The following is a 16,227-nucleotide window of genomic DNA, read 5'->3' as shown; positions in this document are numbered from 1 at the left end:
GTGTTAATCTTACGTTACTACGGTTTCGACACGTCAGAAAAAGTCCTGAAGCGTGAATCCGCCGGATGTTTTAATCTTAGCGATGATTTCGACGACTCAAGAGAATAAATGACGTTTAAGCCATGAAACAAGCGATTTTCCAGCAAAGAGACGGGTTTTTACGGGCGTATTTAAAGTGATAATCATAAGATATCTGGTGCGGGAGACGCTCAAAAGCCAGCTGGCGATCCTCTTCATCCTGCTGCTGATTTTTTTCTGTCAGAAGCTGGTCAGGATCCTCGGTGCGGCCGTTGACGGCGAAATTCCTACGAATCTGGTGCTTTCCCTGCTTGGTTTAGGGATCCCGGAAATGGCGCAGCTTATCCTGCCGCTAAGTCTTTTCCTCGGTCTGCTCATGACGCTCGGCAAGCTTTATACCGAGAGTGAAATCACCGTGATGCACGCCTGCGGCTTGAGTAAAGCCGTACTGGTGAAAGCCGCTATGGTTCTGGCGCTTTTCACAGGTATCGTTGCGGCGGTGAATGTGATGTGGGCGGGCCCAACGTCTTCCCGTCACCAGGATGAAGTGCTGGCAGAAGCCAAAGCAAACCCGGGTATGGCCGCACTGGCGCAGGGCCAGTTCCAGCAGGCGACGGACGGGAATTCTGTTCTATTTATCGAAAGCGTGGATGGTAGCCGCTTTAACGATGTGTTCCTTGCTCAGCTCCGCACCAAAGGGAATGCCCGTCCTTCCGTCGTGGTGGCCGATTCGGGTCAACTGTCACAGCGTAAAGATGGCTCTCAGGTAGTGACGCTGAATAAAGGCACGCGCTTCGAAGGCACTGCGATGCTGCGCGATTTCCGCATCACCGATTTCCAGAACTACCAGGCCATTATTGGTCACCAGACCGTGGCGCTCGATCCAAGTGATACCGAGCAAATGGATATGCGTACCCTGTTCAATACGGACAACAACCGTGCGCGTGCCGAACTGCACTGGCGTATCACGCTAGTATTCGCCGTATTTATGATGGCTCTGATGGTCGTTCCGCTGAGTGTGGTTAACCCACGTCAGGGACGCGTGCTGTCAATGTTGCCAGCCATGCTGCTGTACCTGGTGTTCTTCCTGTTGCAGACCTCAATTAAGTCTAACGGTGGTAAGGGTAAAATTGACCCGTTCGTCTGGACCTGGGTAGTCAATGGTCTGTATCTGCTGCTGGCGGTGGGACTCAACCTGTGGGATACGGTGCCTGTGCGCCGCATTCGTGCCCGCTTCTCGCGTAAAGGAGCCCTCTAATGCAGGCGTTTGGCGTTCTTGACCGCTATATCGGTAAAACTATTTTTTCCACCATCATGATGACGTTGTTCATGCTGGTGTCGCTCTCCGGCATTATCAAATTTGTCGATCAGTTGAAAAAAGCCGGGCAGGGGAGCTATGACGCGCTGGGTGCGGGCATGTATACCCTGCTCAGCGTGCCAAAAGATGTGCAGATCTTCTTCCCGATGGCGGCCCTGCTGGGTGCGTTGTTGGGCTTAGGGATGCTGGCACAGCGCAGTGAACTGGTTGTTATGCAGGCTTCGGGCTTCACCCGTATGCAGGTTGCGCTGTCGGTGATGAAAACCGCGATCCCGCTGGTGCTGTTGACCATGGCAATTGGCGAGTGGGTGGCACCGCAGGGTGAGCAGATGGCGCGTAACTATCGTGCGCAGGCGATGTACGGTGGCTCATTGCTCTCAACGCAGCAAGGGTTGTGGGCAAAAGATGGTGACAGCTTCGTCTATATCGAACGTGTGAAGGGCGATGACGAACTGGGAGGCGTGAGTATTTACACCTTCAATGACGATCGTCGTTTGCTCTCCGTGCGTCACGCCTCTTCGGCCAAGTTTGACGCCGAGCATAAGCAGTGGCGGTTGTCGCAGGTGGATGAGTCAGACCTGACCGATCCAAAACAGATCTCCGGCTCTCAGACGGTGTCGGGCATGTGGAAAACCAAACTCACGCCGGACAAACTCGGCGTGGTGGCGCTGGATCCTGACGCTCTCTCCATCAGTGGTTTGCACAACTACGTGAAATACCTGAAGTCGAGCGGACAGGACGCCGGACGTTATCAGCTCAACATGTGGAGCAAAATCTTCCAGCCGTTGTCCGTGGCGGTGATGATGCTGATGGCCCTGTCGTTTATCTTTGGCCCGTTGCGTAGCGTGCCGATGGGCGTGCGCGTGGTGACCGGGATCAGCTTCGGCTTTGTATTCTACGTTCTCGATCAGATCTTCGGCCCGCTGACGCTGGTTTATGGCATTCCGCCTGTTATCGGCGCGCTGCTGCCGAGCGCCAGCTTCTTCCTGATCAGCCTCTGGCTGATGCTGAAACGCTCCTGACAGACCTCTCCTCGCTTCCGGAGAACCGGAAGCGAGGCTAATCTCCTGTTTCACCCCGCACTTTTTCTCACAACCTTCAACGCCCCGCCGCGAATTTGAGTATTATTGAGCGATAAAGTCGTGAAGGGATCCTCTATGAAGCAAATTCGAATGCTGGCCCAGTACTACGTCGATCTGATGATGAAGCTTGGGCTGGTGCGTTTCTCCATGCTGCTGGCACTGGCGCTGGTCGTTCTGGCCATTGTCGTGCAGATGGCCGTAACCATGGTTCTGCACGGTCAGGTCGAGAGTATCGACGTGATCCGCTCTATCTTCTTTGGCTTGCTGATTACACCCTGGGCGGTCTATTTCCTCTCCGTGGTGGTTGAACAACTGGAGGAGTCCCGTCAGCGCCTGTCAAAACTGGTCGATAAACTGGAAGAGATGCGCGATCGCGATCTGAAGCTCAACGTTCAGCTAAAGGATAATATCGCCCAACTGAACCAGGAGATTTCGGATCGTGAGAAGGCGGAGGCTGAGCGCCAGGCGACGCTGGAGCAGCTGAAAATCGAAATGAAAGAGCGCGAGGTGACGCAGATCCAGCTTGAGCAGCAATCCTCTTTCCTGCGCTCGTTCCTTGATGCATCGCCGGATCTGGTTTTCTACCGTAATGAAGATAAAGAGTTTTCCGGCTGTAACCGGGCGATGGAACTGCTGACCGGGAAGAGCGAGAAGCAGCTGATTCACCTGAAGCCGCAGGACGTATACTCCGAAGAGGCGGCCGCCAAAGTGATGGAGACGGACGAAAAAGTGTTCCGTCATAACGTCTCACTGACCTATGAACAGTGGCTGGATTACCCCGACGGGCGCAAAGCCTGCTTTGAGATCCGTAAGGTGCCGTACTACGACCGCGTGGGGAAACGCCACGGTCTGATGGGGTTTGGCCGTGATATCACCGAACGTAAGCGCTATCAGGATGCCCTTGAACGTGCCAGCCGCGATAAAACCACCTTCATCTCCACCATCAGCCATGAACTGCGTACGCCGCTTAACGGAATTGTCGGCCTGAGCCGCATTCTGCTGGACACCGATCTCACCGCAGAACAGGAAAAATACCTCAAAACCATCCATGTCTCAGCGGTCACGCTGGGGAATATCTTCAACGATATTATCGATATGGATAAGATGGAACGCCGCAAAGTGCAGCTTGATAACCAGCCGGTTGATTTCACCGGTTTCCTGGCCGATCTGGAAAACCTGTCGGGTTTGCAGGCGCAACAGAAGGGGCTGAGCTTTGTCATGGATCCCACGCTGCCGCTGCCGCACAAGGTGGTTACCGACGGCACGCGTCTGCGCCAGATCCTGTGGAACCTTATCAGCAATGCGGTCAAATTTACCCAGAAGGGGCAGGTCTCGGTACGTATTCGCTATGACCAGGGCGACATGCTGCACTTTGAGGTGGAAGATTCCGGCATTGGGATTCCGCAGGAAGAGCAGGACAAAATCTTTGCGATGTACTATCAGGTGAAGGACAGCAACGGCGGCAAGCCCGCGACCGGCACAGGAATTGGTCTGGCGGTGTCTAAACGCCTTGCGAAGAGCATGGGCGGTGATATTACCGTCGCCAGCCATCCGGGCAAAGGCTCAACCTTCACGTTGACGGTGCACGCGCCGGCGGTGGCGGAAGAGGTGGAAGATACCTTCGAAAACGACGATATGCCGCTGCCTGCGCTGCATGTCCTGCTGGTGGAAGATATTGAGCTTAACGTAATTGTCGCACGCTCTGTCCTGGAAAAACTGGGCAACAGCGTGGATGTGGCGATGACCGGTAAAGCCGCGCTGGAGATGTTTAAGCCGGGTGAATATGATCTCGTTCTGCTGGATATTCAGTTGCCGGACATGACCGGGCTGGATATTTCCCGTGAACTGACGAGCCAGTACGCTGCCGACGAACTGCCGCCGCTGGTGGCGTTGACGGCGAACGTGCTGAAAGATAAAAAAGAGTACCTCGATGCCGGTATGGATGATGTACTTAGCAAGCCGCTGGCGGTGCCTGCCCTGACCGCCATGATCAAGAAGTTCTGGGATACCCATGATGAAGAGGAGAACACCATGACGTCTGTGGATAGCGCGAAAGCCCAAACGATACTCGATACCGCGATGCTGGAGCAGTACATCGATCTGGTTGGTCCAAAACTGATTACCGACGGTCTGGCAGTATTTGAAAAAATGATGCCGGGCTATCTGAGCGTGCTGGAGTCAAATCTGACAGCGCGGGATCAGAAAGGCATTGTGGAAGAAGGGCATAAAATCAAAGGTGCGGCCGGCTCGGTCGGCTTACGTCACCTGCAGCAGCTGGGACAACAGATTCAGTCACCTGATTTACCTGCCTGGGAAGATAACGTAGGTGATTGGGTTGAAGAGATGAAACAAGAATGGCAGAACGATGTGGCGGTGCTTAAAGCCTGGGTGGACGCCAGAAAAAAATGACCCCGGCTTAACCGGGGTGCGCGAATACTGCGCCAACACCAGGGAAATTGTGGCTGCGCCTGTTTTTTTGTGTTGTTTTCGTATGGACGCCGCCTGAAAATTTAGGCCGCACGCAAATAAGATAGCAAATCTTAAATGGTTTGTTACAGGAATCAGTGAAATGTGTGAAGCATAGCGTTTTAATCAAAATTAATTATGTGCTTCAGCGAGTTGCAGAGAAGGATCGTCATGATGAAAAAGATTGGTGTCGTACTGAGCGGATGTGGCGTTTACGATGGTTCTGAGATACACGAAGCCGTCATCACATTGCTGGCCCTGGCAAGAGAGGGGGCTGAAGTCATTTGCTTCGCGCCAGACAAAAATCAGGCTGATGTCATTAATCATCTGACCGGGGAGCCGATGGCGGAAACTCGTAACGTCCTGATTGAAGCCGCGCGTATTGCGCGTGGCGAAATTCATCCTCTGATTCAGGCGGACGCGGCAGAGCTTGATGCGTTAATTGTGCCGGGCGGGTTTGGGGCGGCTAAAAACCTCAGCACGTTTGCCACGCAAGGCGCCGGGTGTCAGGTTGATCCGCATTTAAAAGCGTTATCACAGGCCATGCATGCGGCGGGTAAACCGCAGGGCTTTATCTGCATCGCTCCGGCCATGCTTCCGACAATTTTTGATTTCCCGCTGCGCCTGACCATCGGGACCGATATTGATACAGCGGAAATCATCGAGGAGATGGGAGGCGAGCACATCCCTTGTCCGGTGGATGACATTGTGGTGGATGAAGACAATAAAATCGTCACCACACCTGCGTATATGCTGGCGCAGACTATCGCGGAAGCCGCTTCAGGCATTGAAAAGCTGGTGGCCAGAGTGCTGGTGCTGACTGAATGAGGCGTCAATTCGCCGCAGGCGCCTGGGTAAAACGTATTCTTTGGCGTACCGTGCTGGTGCTGGCGGTGTTCTGGGGCGGCGGACTGGCATTATTCAGCATTCTGCCGGTTCCGTTTTCTGCCGTGATGGTTGAGCGTCAGCTGAGCGCGTGGTTCACCGGTGACTTCAGCTATGTTGCCCACTCTGACTGGGTGAGCACAGATGAAATCTCCGCGTGGATGGGGCTGGCGGTGATAGCGGCGGAGGATCAGAAATTCCCGGAGCACTGGGGGTTTGACGTGGCGGCAATCGAGAAAGCGCTTGCCCATAACGAACGCCATGAAAACCGCGTGCGCGGCGCATCGACGCTGTCACAACAGACGGCCAAAAACCTTTTTTTGTGGGATGGCCGCAGCTGGGTGCGAAAAGGGCTGGAAGCCGGATTGACCCTGGGGATGGAAACGGTCTGGAGCAAGAAACGTATTCTGACGGTCTATCTGAACATTGCCGAGTTTGGTGATGGCGTGTTTGGTGTCGAAGCCGCCTCGCAGCGATATTTCAATAAACCTGCCAGCCGGCTGAGCCTCTCTGAAGCTGCGCTGTTGGCCGCGGTCTTGCCTAACCCAATTCGCTTTAAGGCCAATGCACCCTCAGGCTATGTGCGAAACCGACAGGCGTGGATCATGCGCCAGATGCGGCAGCTGGGAGGGGAAGGGTTTATGGCGAGAAATAAATTGATGTAAGGCGGGTAAGCGTAGCGCTACCCGCCATGAAAGAGGCGTTAGTCTTCGTCAAACCCGGCGTTAAACAGCGCAATCACCGCCGCCAGCGCTTCCTCTTCCTGTGGACCGGTAGCTTCTACTTCAATCTGGCGGCCTTTGGCGGAGTCCAGCATCAGCAGCGCAATCACGCTGTTCGCTTCCGCCTCGGTACCTTCATCGTTACGCAGCAGAACTTCTGCATCGAAACCCTGCATCAACTCAAACAGTTTCATCGCCGGACGTGCATGCATGCCCAGCTTATTGGTGATCTCAACGGTTTGTTTTACGGTCATGTTTTACGTTTTTCCAGCGTGCGATGTCGGGACTGAACGTTCTTTCCGCGTGAGCGGAAATAGTCGGCCAGCTGTTCGGCGATATAGACCGAACGATGTTTACCGCCGGTACAGCCAATCGCCACGGTCAGGTAGCTACGATTGTTTGTCTCCAGCATAGGTAACCATAGCTCAAGGTAGCTTCGCGTCTGGTAGATAAAATTGTGAACTTCTGTGTGTCTGTCGAGGAAGGCCGCGACGGGCTTATCGAGACCGGTCATTGGACGCAGCTTCGGATCCCAGTGCGGGTTCGGCAGGAAGCGCACGTCGAAAACATAATCCGCATCGATAGGAATACCGTGCTTAAAGCCGAATGACTCGAACACCATCGTCAGTTCACGCTCGCGTTTGCCCAGTAAACGGGTACGCAGCATTTCCGCCAGCTCATGCACGGACATTTCGGATGTATCGACAATCAGGTCAGCACGGGAACGCAGCGGTTCCAGCAGATCGCTCTCTTCGTCGATAGCACTTTCCAGTGAGAGGTTCTTGCTGGAAAGCGGGTGCAAACGACGGGTATCGCTGTAGCGACGGATCAGAGTATTGCGGTCTGCATCGAGGAACAGCAGCTGAGGCGAGAATGAATCAGGCAGGTTGCTCATTGCCTGTTCAAAAATTTCTGGCGATTCAGGCATGTTACGAACGTCGATACTGACGGCGGCAGAGATTTGCCTCTCCGCAAGTGTGCGTGCCAGGTCTGGCAACAGCACGACCGGCAGGTTATCTACGCAGTAAAACCCCATGTCTTCCAGCGCGCGCAGGGCCACGGATTTCCCGGACCCTGAACGGCCACTGACAATCATCAGCACCATGTTCCGTTTCTCCTCAGGACAACAGATGTGAAGGCCATCTCCTGGTTATGCATCATCCTGATTGCCTTCTGCTTCAGTGATAATTTGATATAGCTCTTCATCACTTTGGGCTGCGCGCAGTCGACGGCAAATGGTTTTATCGGCCAGGCGTTTTGCGACCAGCGAAAGCGTATGCAAATGGGTTTTCGTCTGGTCGGCAGGCACCAGCAGCGCGAAGAGGAGATCGACGGGCTGATTATCGATGGCATCGAAGGCGATAGGCGTCTCCAGCTGCACAAACACACCGACGGCACGCAGGGTGTCCTCTTCCAGTTTGCCGTGCGGGATCGCGATGCCGTTGCCGATGCCGGTACTGCCCATTTTTTCACGGGTCAGGATCGCTTCGAACACGACCTGCGGCGGCAGGCCCAGCTGTTTTGCGGCCAGTTCACTGATGATCTCCAGCGCACGTTTTTTGCTCTGGCAGTGAACAGCACTGCGCGTACATTCCTGGTTAAGGACATTGCTCAGTTGAAGAGCGGAATCGTTGTTCATCATAATTTCACCTAAGCGCTAACTGTACAAACGGCCTGTTGTGTTTCACAACAGGCCTTCCTGCACCCGTTAACTGCCCGGACAATTAGTGTTGTTTCAGTTTGTCTTTATGTTTATTGAGCTGTCGTGCAAGCTTATCAATCAAGCCGTCGATAGCAGCGTACATGTCTTGCCCTTCCGCACTGGCATGGAGCTCACCCCCGTTGACATGCAGGGTCGCATCCGAGATATGAGTCACTTTCTCCACTTTCAATACAACATAGACCTGGTTGATCCTTTCGAAATACTGCTCGAGTTTCGCGAATTTAGCATTCACAAAATCACGTAAAGCCTCAGTAATCTCGACGTTATGTCCTGTGATATTGAGCTGCATAGTGTCTTCCTTATCGGTTGTGTCAGACCAGCTGTTTACGCTGGTTAGACGGCGGAATGGATAAAGACTCTCGATACTTCGCAACAGTTCGGCGTGCCACCATAATACCCTGGTCGGACAGTATGGTGGTTAACTTACTGTCGCTCAGTGGCTTCGCGGGGTTCTCCGCGGCGATCAACTTCTTCACCAGGGCGCGAATGGCCGTTGACGACGCTTCACCGCCGCCCTCGGTATTCACATGGCTGGAGAAGAAATACTTAAGCTCAAAAATACCGCGTGGACTGTGCAGATACTTCTGCGTGGTCACGCGGGAAATGGTTGATTCATGCATCTCGACGGCCTGGGCGATATCCGCCAGCACCATCGGTTTCATATACTCTTCGCCCTGCTCAAAGAACGCCTGCTGCTGTTCGACAATACAGCGGCTTACGCGGAGCAGCGTATCATTTCGGCTCTCCAGACTTTTGATCAACCATCGCGCTTCCTGCAAATTGCTACGAATGTATTGATTATCGGAGTCGTTACGCACGCTGGTGCACATGGAGGCATACTGCTGGTTGATTTGCAGGCGAGGAATGCTGTCTGAGTTCAGTTCAACGACCCAGCGGTCATTGTGTTTTCTGACCAGCACATCCGGGATGACGTACTCGGGTTCGCTGGTCTGAATGGACTGACCGGGGCGCGGATCGAGGGACTGAATCAGATTGACCGCCTCTTTCAGCACCTCTTCTTTCAGGCGCGTGACGCGCATCAGGCTGCGGAAATCGTGATTGGCCAGAAGATCCAGATGGTCGCTGATGATCAAGCGGGCTTCATCAAGCCATGGTGTCTCTTTGCTGAACTGAGAAAGCTGGATAAGCAGGCAGTCGCGCAGATCTTTTGCGGCCACCCCAACCGGATCGAAACGCTGAATGCGCTTCAGAACGGCTTCTATCTCCTCGAGTTCAATCTCTTCGTCACCCATGCTTTCCAGAATTTCGTCCAGCGTGACGGTCAGATAACCAGTGTCATCCACGGCATCGACAATGGATGTCGCTATCGCGCGGTCAGTATCGGAGAAGGGGGTAAGTTCCACCTGCCACATCAGGTAATCCTGCAGTGACTGGGTAGTTTCACCCTGATAAACCGGTAGCTCATCGTCCTGGTAGTCTGCACGCGTACCGGAAGGGGTTCCGGCGGTGTAGATTTCATCCCAGCTGGCATCCAGCGGAAGCTCGTCCGGCATCTCTTTTTGTTCGAGCGCATCGGCGGTGTCGAGTGCTTCAGTATCCTGCGACTGCTGGGTATCTACCTCTTCATGAAGATCGGCTTGCTCCAGCAACGGATTGCTATCCAGCGCTTGCTGGAGCTCCTGCTGGAGTTCTAAGGTGGACAGTTGCAACAGGCGAATCGCCTGCTGTAGCTGCGGCGTCATCGCCAGTTGTTGGCTGAGCCGTAATTGCAAACCTTGCTTCATGTTCAGAGCATTTTTCTCCGGTTCGGCGTTACATTACCTCTACCCTATCAGAGTCTGAAGTCTTCCCCAAGGTAGACACGCTTAACATGATCATCTTCGAGGATCTGCTGCGGCGTACCGTGGGCGATCAGATTGCCCTGGCTCACGATGTATGCGCGTTCGCACACGGCCAGCGTTTCACGGACGTTATGGTCAGTGATCAGTACGCCAAGCCCGCTGTCGCGCAGATGCTCAATGATACGTTTAATGTCGATAACGGAGATGGGGTCAACGCCTGCAAACGGTTCATCCAGAAGGATAAATTTCGGGTTTGCAGCCAGCGCACGCGCAATCTCAACGCGACGGCGTTCACCGCCGGACAGCGCCTGACCGAGGCTGTCGCGCAGATGTTCGATATGGAACTCTTCCATCAGCTCGTTAGCCCGGTCCTGACGCTGTTCGCTGGTCAGATCGTCACGAATTTGCAGGACGGCCATCAGGTTATCAAAGACGCTCAGGCGGCGGAAAATGGAGGCTTCCTGCGGCAGATAGCCGATACCGCGACGCGCACGCGCATGCAGCGGCAGAAGACTGATATCTTCATCATCAATGACGATGTTGCCCGCATCGCGCGACACAATGCCAACGACCATGTAGAAGGTTGTGGTCTTGCCCGCACCGTTAGGGCCAAGCAGGCCTACAATTTCGCCGGAGTTGACGGTCAGACTGACATCTTCTACGACACGGCGGCCCTTATATGCCTTCGCGAGATTTTTTGCAGTTAATGTTGCCATAACGAATTAGTTACTCTTCTTCTGTGCCGGGGCCTGACCCTTACCTTTGTCCTGCAGCTGCGACGGAACCAGCACGGTGGTTACGCGTTTGCCTTTCTCGCTGGAGGCCTGCATTTTTTGCTCTTTCACCAGATAGGTGATCTGGTCGCCGGTGATGTTGCTGTCCAGCTGTTCCAGATAAGCGTTACCGGTCAGGATGACCAGGTCCTTCGCCAGCTCATAGTGCATATGTGTGGCGCGGCCTTTCACGGGTTTGCCGTTATCCTGCATCTGGTAGAAGGTTGCCGGGTTGCCATAGCCATCAATGATCTCTTTGCCTTGCTCGCCACCGGGACGGGTGACGACCACTTTGTCGGCGTTGATTTTAATGGTGCCCTGGGTCATGACGACGTTACCGGTAAAGGTAACGACATTGCCTTGCATATCAAGCGACTGCGTGTCGGACTCGATATGGATAGGCTGGTCAGTATCGCCCGTTACAGCAAGCGCGGGAAGACTGGTCGCCAGCATCGCACTGGCGATAATTACTTTAAGGCTGAGTTTGTTTGTTTTGAATTTCATAGGAGGTTCTAACCTTTTCAATCAGCTCGGCGTTTTTGCTGCGTAAGTTCCCGCGCATTCTTAAACCGCTGGAATTAAATGTTGTGCCATACAGTGTGACCAGATCCTGCGACGTCACGTCCTGGGTCACGAGGTTGATCTGTGCATTATCCGTCGTGATTTTGCGCAGTTGTGAGTCAGCGGTCAGGGCGTTGACTTCAACGTGGCCATACAGATAAAGCATACGGTCATTCGTCAGTTTTGCCCGGTCAGATTTAATCGACCACGTCGGCACTTTGTCTTTATCAAACGTGGTCATGACAGGCTGGGTAAACCACGAAATACCGTCATCTGAAAAATATTCAACATGCTGGGCAATCAGGCGATAGTTCAGCGCACCTTCCGGGCTGTAGACCACGGTGTCACTGTGATCGCTTTTATAGGTTGGCTCGCTCGTATTGACCACTTCCGTCTGCGTATCGTCGCGATCGGCAAGGTTCACGCCAATCAATACCAGTGCGACAAGCGAAAGCAGAATGATAACCCAACGTCTGGTTTTACTCATATCGATTGCCCTTTGGCCTCATCAAGCTTGCCCTGCGCCAGCAAAAGCAGATCGCAGACTTCACGTACGGCACCACGGCCACCGTTGATATGGGTGACATAGTCAGCGCGCGGGATCAGCAGCGGATGCGCATCGGCCACGGCGATACTCAGACCGACTTCAGCCATCACCGGCCAGTCAATCAGATCGTCCCCGACATAGGCCACGTTTTCCGGCGCGACGGCCAGTTTACCCAGTAAATCGTTGAACGCCGCCATCTTATCGGACTGACCCTGATACAGATGGGTAATGCCTAACGTTTCACAACGGTCTTCTACCAGTTTAGCTTTCCGACCGGTGATGATGGCAACGTCGATGCCTGATGTGAGCGCACAACGAATACCGTAGCCATCGCGAACGTTAAACGCTTTCAACTCTTCACCATTATTGCCCATGTAAATCAGGCCATCAGAGAGTACCCCATCCACATCCAGGATGAGCAGGCGAATGTTTTCCGCCTTTGTCATCATATGGGTACTGACCGGACCATAACAGGTTGCAAGGGATGCACCCGCATTACTCATTGTCTTATCCTTCATTACACTACGCCTGCGCGCAGCAGATCATGCATATGTACCACACCCAGCAACTGGTCGCCATCGGCAACCATCACTGAGGTGATATGACGGGACTGCATCAGGTTCAGCACATCCACCGCCAGCGTACCCGGACGAACACGGATACCGCCGGACGTCATCACATCAGCGATGCCCAGCGTGCGAACATCAACACCCATGTCGAACACGCGGCGCAGGTCGCCATCGGTGAAGATCCCCTGGATCTTCATCAGGTCGTCGCACACAACCGTCATACCCAGATTCTTGCGGGTGATCTCCAGCAGCGCATCGCGCAGGGAGGCCTCTTTACTGACGTGAGGGATCTCATCGCCAGTGTGCATAATATCGTTAACCCGAAGCAGAAGCTTACGCCCGAGCGCGCCGCCTGGGTGGGAAAGCGCGAAATCTTCCGGGGTAAAACCGCGGGCTTCCAGCAACGCAACGGCAAGCGCATCGCCCATGACCAGCGCAGCGGTCGTACTGGACGTTGGAGCAAGACCCAGCGGGCAGGCTTCTTTAGGCACTTTCACGCACAGATGAATATCTGCCGCGCGCGCCATGCTACTTTCCGGGCGGCTGGTCATGCAAATAAGCGGAACCCGCAGCCGCTTCAGCACGGGGATCAGCGCCAGGATCTCATTAGACTCACCGGAGTTCGACAGTGCGATGACGATATCCTGCGGCGTTACCATGCCCAGATCGCCGTGCGCGGCTTCCCCCGGGTGTACAAAGAAGGAAGAGGTTCCGGTGCTGGCAAACGTTGCCGCCATTTTGCGCCCAATGTGACCGGACTTGCCCATGCCCATCACCACGACTTTACCGGCACAGTAGAACATCTTCTCACATGCCAGACTAAAATCCTGATTAATGTACTGATCTAACTGCGCCAGACCTTCACGTTCAATCTCCAGAACCTCTTTGCCTGCTTTCTGAAAGTCAAAACCCGGCTGCAATTCTATTTGCGACATAATGCGTTTCCGTTTACCCAGAGAGAAGAGGCGAAAGCCAGTACAGCATCGCCATCCATACGATAAATCCACCCGTCAGCAGCGCCCCTGCGCCTTTGCCGATCTGTCGTTGCCGCCGCCAGCAGAGCAGGGCAAAAATGACGCTGACCAGCAACATCACCCCGTAATCGCGTGAGAATGCCAGGGGGTTAAAAGGCCCGGGCGTTATCAGGGCCGGCAGGCCCATCACGATGGCGATATTAAAAATGTTTGAACCGATAATATTGCCTATGGCAATGTCATCTTCACCTTTACGTGCCCCTGCGATAGCGGTGGCCAGTTCTGGCAGACTGGTGCCAATGGCAATGACCGTCAGGCCAATGGTGAGCTCACTCATGGCGAAATAGTTCGCCAGCACCGTGGCGTTATCGACGACCATGCGCGTGGCCATCGGCATGATGATCAGCGCGACGCCGAGCCACAGCAGCGCTACAGGCAGCGTGCCTTCACGCGGGAGTTCGGCGACCTGCTCTCGCGTCAGGCTATCCTGGCCCTGTTTTTCTGCCAGACGGGCGATTTTAACACTATACAGCAGCCAGATAACGGCCAGCGCCAGCAAGAAAATGCCGTCACCGTAGCTCAGTACGCCATCATAAAATACGCACCCTGCCAGCAGGCTTACGATTAACATTAGCGGCAATTCACGGCGCAGAACATCAGAATGCACGCGAAATGGATGGAGCAGGGCCGCCAGGCCAAGGATCAGTAAGATATTGACGATGTTGGAACCAATCGCGGTGCCGACGGCAAGGTCTAACTGACCGTGCAGTGATGCCGTGACAGAGACGATGATTTCAGGAAGCGAGGTTCCGACACTGACCACGGTCATCCCGATGACGACAGGCGGTACGCCAGTCAGGCGGCACAGGATAGATGCAGCAAATACCAAACGGTCAGCACTGTAGACCACCAAAAGTAAACCAATTATTAACAGTGCTGTTGCTAAAAGCATCAAAAGTCCTTTCTTCAGGTATACTCGTCGGTCCATCGCGCAGGAATGGAATGGCAGGACTGCATACAGTCTGAGGCGTAACGAATTCCTAATTTTGACTTTATGCGCCGGAAAAGTAAAACAAATGCCAGCTTTCGCTAACCTCAACGGCTAATATTCTGTAAAAATGCTGAGTTTAGGGCTGATTCAGTCTGCATGCTTAACGTGAGCAGGGTAAGAAAGGAACCATAAATGAGCCAAACTATGGCGAATTTAGTTGATGTCCGGGGTGTGAGTTTTTCTCGCGCCAACAGATTGATATTCGATGATATTTCGTTGACCGTACCGCGTGGCAAGATCACTGCCATCATGGGGCCGTCCGGGATCGGTAAAACGACCCTGCTGCGCCTTATTGGTGGCCAGATCCCACCCGATAGCGGTGAAATCCTCTTTGACGGCGAAAACATCCCGGAGATGTCACGATCGCGCCTGTATACTGTTCGTAAACGCATGAGTATGCTTTTCCAGTCGGGAGCGTTGTTCACGGACATGAACGTCTTTGATAACGTGGCCTATCCGCTGCGCGAACACACCAGTCTGCCGCCAGAGCTGCTGAAAAGTACGGTGATGATGAAGCTTGAGGCCGTGGGGCTGCGAGGGGCTGCAAAACTGATGCCCTCAGAGCTGTCCGGCGGTATGGCACGCCGCGCCGCGCTGGCACGCGCCATCGCCTTAGAACCCGATTTAATCATGTTTGACGAACCGTTCGTCGGGCAGGACCCTATCACGATGGGCGTGCTGGTGAAGCTCATCTCTGAACTGAACAGCGCGCTCGGTGTAACCTGTATAGTGGTTTCTCACGATGTACCGGAAGTGCTGAGCATCGCCGACTATGCCTACATTGTGGCAGACAAAAGGATCGTCGCGCATGGCAGCGCTCAGGCGTTGCAGGAAAACTGCGATCCGCGTGTACGGCAGTTCCTCGACGGCATTGCGGATGGGCCTGTACCGTTCCGCTACCCGGCGGGCGACTATCGTGACGATTTACTGGGAATAGGGAGTTAAGCCACTGATGCTGTTAAATGCATTGGCCGCTCTTGGACACCGTGGCATAAAAACCATCAGGACGTTCGGGCGTGCCGGATTGATGTTGTTCAACGCGCTGGTCGGCAAGCCGGAATTTCGTAAGCATGCACCGCTACTGGTGCGGCAGCTCTATAATGTCGGCGTGCTGTCGATGCTCATCATCATTGTCTCCGGTCTGTTTATCGGCATGGTGCTGGGGCTGCAGGGCTACCTGGTTCTGACGACCTACAGCGCCGAAACCAGCCTCGGCATGCTGGTGGCGCTGTCGCTGCTGCGTGAACTGGGGCCGGTGGTGGCGGCGCTGTTGTTCGCCGGGCGTGCAGGGTCAGCATTGACCGCTGAAATTGGCCTGATGCGTGCGACCGAGCAGCTTTCCAGCATGGAGATGATGGCGGTCGACCCGCTGCGTCGCGTGATCTCGCCACGCTTCTGGGCGGGGGTGATTTCCTTACCGCTCCTGACGATCCTCTTTGTCGCCGTGGGTATCTGGGGCGGTTCGCTGGTTGGCGTTCACTGGAAGGGCATCGATGCTGGCTTCTTCTGGTCGGCCATGCAGGACGCCATCGATCTGCGAATGGATCTGGTTAACTGTCTGATTAAAAGCGTGGTATTTGCCATTACGGTCACCTGGATCGCCTTGTTCAATGGCTATGATGCGATCCCGACCTCGGCGGGCATCAGCCGTGCAACTACACGTACTGTCGTACATTCGTCGCTGGCCGTACTGGGTCTGGATTTTGTGCTCACCGCACTGATGTTTGGGAATTGAG

The 16,227-nt window shown here is 54.3% G+C and carries 18 protein-coding genes; 7 read left to right on the top strand and 11 right to left on the bottom strand.

Annotated elements, in window-relative coordinates:
• The first annotated feature begins 175 nt into the window (after positions 1-175).
• The 5 genes from lptF to mtgA all read left to right on the top strand — a co-directional run bounded on the left by lptF (position 176) and on the right by mtgA (position 6,434).
• On the top strand, positions 176-1,276 hold the full coding sequence (gene lptF, locus HV242_RS20790; protein WP_014171825.1) for an LPS export ABC transporter permease LptF: 1,101 nt from the start codon (positions 176-178) through the stop codon (positions 1,274-1,276).
• Positions 1,276-2,358: an LPS export ABC transporter permease LptG gene (lptG, locus tag HV242_RS20785; RefSeq protein WP_020883523.1), complete on the top strand. Its 1,083-nt coding sequence runs from the start codon at positions 1,276-1,278 to the stop codon at positions 2,356-2,358. Before lptF ends, lptG begins: the two co-directional genes overlap by 1 nt.
• Positions 2,359-2,493: 135 nt before the next feature.
• Positions 2,494-4,827: an aerobic respiration two-component sensor histidine kinase ArcB gene (arcB, locus tag HV242_RS20780; RefSeq protein ID WP_032679053.1), complete on the top strand. Its 2,334-nt coding sequence runs from the start codon at positions 2,494-2,496 to the stop codon at positions 4,825-4,827.
• A 231-nt stretch (positions 4,828-5,058) separates the two neighbouring features.
• Positions 5,059-5,712, top strand: coding sequence for an isoprenoid biosynthesis glyoxalase ElbB (elbB, locus tag HV242_RS20775; protein WP_032670144.1), 654 nt, complete (start codon positions 5,059-5,061; stop codon positions 5,710-5,712).
• The gene (mtgA, locus tag HV242_RS20770) at positions 5,709-6,434 is read left to right on the top strand and encodes a monofunctional biosynthetic peptidoglycan transglycosylase (protein WP_032680193.1); all 726 of its coding nucleotides are present in this window, start codon (positions 5,709-5,711) and stop codon (positions 6,432-6,434) included. The genes elbB and mtgA overlap by 4 nt, the downstream gene beginning before the upstream one ends.
• Positions 6,435-6,472: 38 nt before the next feature.
• On the opposite strand, the gene npr is transcribed toward mtgA, so the two are convergent.
• From npr to HV242_RS20715, 11 genes are all read right to left on the bottom strand, one after another.
• Positions 6,473-6,745: a PTS phosphocarrier protein NPr gene (gene npr / locus HV242_RS20765; protein ID WP_003861872.1), complete on the bottom strand. Its 273-nt coding sequence runs from the start codon at positions 6,743-6,745 to the stop codon at positions 6,473-6,475.
• Positions 6,742-7,596 (bottom strand): RNase adapter RapZ, encoded by an 855-nt coding sequence (gene rapZ / locus HV242_RS20760; protein ID WP_014171820.1) that lies wholly within the window; start codon positions 7,594-7,596, stop codon positions 6,742-6,744. The genes npr and rapZ overlap by 4 nt, the downstream gene beginning before the upstream one ends.
• Before the next feature lie 45 nt (positions 7,597-7,641).
• Positions 7,642-8,133, bottom strand: a complete 492-nt coding sequence (gene ptsN / locus HV242_RS20755) for a PTS IIA-like nitrogen regulatory protein PtsN (RefSeq protein WP_014171819.1) — start codon at positions 8,131-8,133, stop codon at positions 7,642-7,644.
• 82 nt (positions 8,134-8,215) lie between these two features.
• A complete protein-coding gene (hpf, locus tag HV242_RS20750) occupies positions 8,216-8,503 on the bottom strand; it encodes a ribosome hibernation promoting factor (RefSeq protein ID WP_014171818.1) in 288 nt (95 codons plus the stop codon).
• A 22-nt stretch (positions 8,504-8,525) separates the two neighbouring features.
• Entirely contained in the window at positions 8,526-9,959 is a 1,434-nt protein-coding gene (gene rpoN, locus HV242_RS20745; RefSeq protein WP_014171817.1) for an RNA polymerase factor sigma-54, read from the bottom strand.
• A gap of 47 nt (positions 9,960-10,006) precedes the next feature.
• Positions 10,007-10,732 carry an LPS export ABC transporter ATP-binding protein gene (lptB, locus tag HV242_RS20740; RefSeq protein WP_014171816.1) on the bottom strand — a complete coding sequence of 242 codons (726 nt, stop codon included), beginning with the start codon at positions 10,730-10,732 and terminating at the stop codon, positions 10,007-10,009.
• 6 nt (positions 10,733-10,738) lie between these two features.
• A complete protein-coding gene (lptA, locus tag HV242_RS20735; RefSeq protein ID WP_020883526.1) occupies positions 10,739-11,293 on the bottom strand; it encodes a lipopolysaccharide ABC transporter substrate-binding protein LptA in 555 nt (184 codons plus the stop codon).
• Positions 11,262-11,837, bottom strand: coding sequence for an LPS export ABC transporter periplasmic protein LptC (lptC, locus tag HV242_RS20730; protein WP_014171814.1), 576 nt, complete (start codon positions 11,835-11,837; stop codon positions 11,262-11,264). The genes lptA and lptC overlap by 32 nt, the downstream gene beginning before the upstream one ends.
• Positions 11,834-12,400 carry a 3-deoxy-manno-octulosonate-8-phosphatase KdsC gene (gene kdsC / locus HV242_RS20725; protein ID WP_032680194.1) on the bottom strand — a complete coding sequence of 189 codons (567 nt, stop codon included), beginning with the start codon at positions 12,398-12,400 and terminating at the stop codon, positions 11,834-11,836. Before kdsC ends, lptC begins: the two co-directional genes overlap by 4 nt.
• 14 nt (positions 12,401-12,414) lie before the next feature.
• Positions 12,415-13,401: an arabinose-5-phosphate isomerase KdsD gene (gene kdsD / locus HV242_RS20720; protein ID WP_020883527.1), complete on the bottom strand. Its 987-nt coding sequence runs from the start codon at positions 13,399-13,401 to the stop codon at positions 12,415-12,417.
• Between the two features lie 13 nt (positions 13,402-13,414).
• On the bottom strand, positions 13,415-14,392 hold the full coding sequence (locus HV242_RS20715; protein WP_020883528.1) for a calcium/sodium antiporter: 978 nt from the start codon (positions 14,390-14,392) through the stop codon (positions 13,415-13,417).
• A 231-nt stretch (positions 14,393-14,623) separates the two neighbouring features.
• On the opposite strand from HV242_RS20715, the gene mlaF reads away from it, so the two are divergent.
• Together mlaF and mlaE are read left to right on the top strand one after the other, a co-directional pair.
• Complete coding sequence (gene mlaF / locus HV242_RS20710; RefSeq protein WP_020883529.1) at positions 14,624-15,436, top strand: phospholipid ABC transporter ATP-binding protein MlaF; 813 nt, start codon at positions 14,624-14,626, stop codon at positions 15,434-15,436.
• 7 nt (positions 15,437-15,443) lie between these two features.
• The gene (mlaE, locus tag HV242_RS20705) at positions 15,444-16,226 is read left to right on the top strand and encodes a lipid asymmetry maintenance ABC transporter permease subunit MlaE (RefSeq protein ID WP_010436044.1); all 783 of its coding nucleotides are present in this window, start codon (positions 15,444-15,446) and stop codon (positions 16,224-16,226) included.
• Position 16,227 lies beyond the last annotated feature (1 nt).

The organism is Enterobacter sp. RHBSTW-00593 (genome assembly GCF_013784105.1).
GTDB classification, from domain to species: Bacteria; Pseudomonadota; Gammaproteobacteria; order Enterobacterales; family Enterobacteriaceae; genus Enterobacter; species Enterobacter ludwigii.
This window is presented reverse-complemented; position numbering and strand designations above follow the sequence as displayed.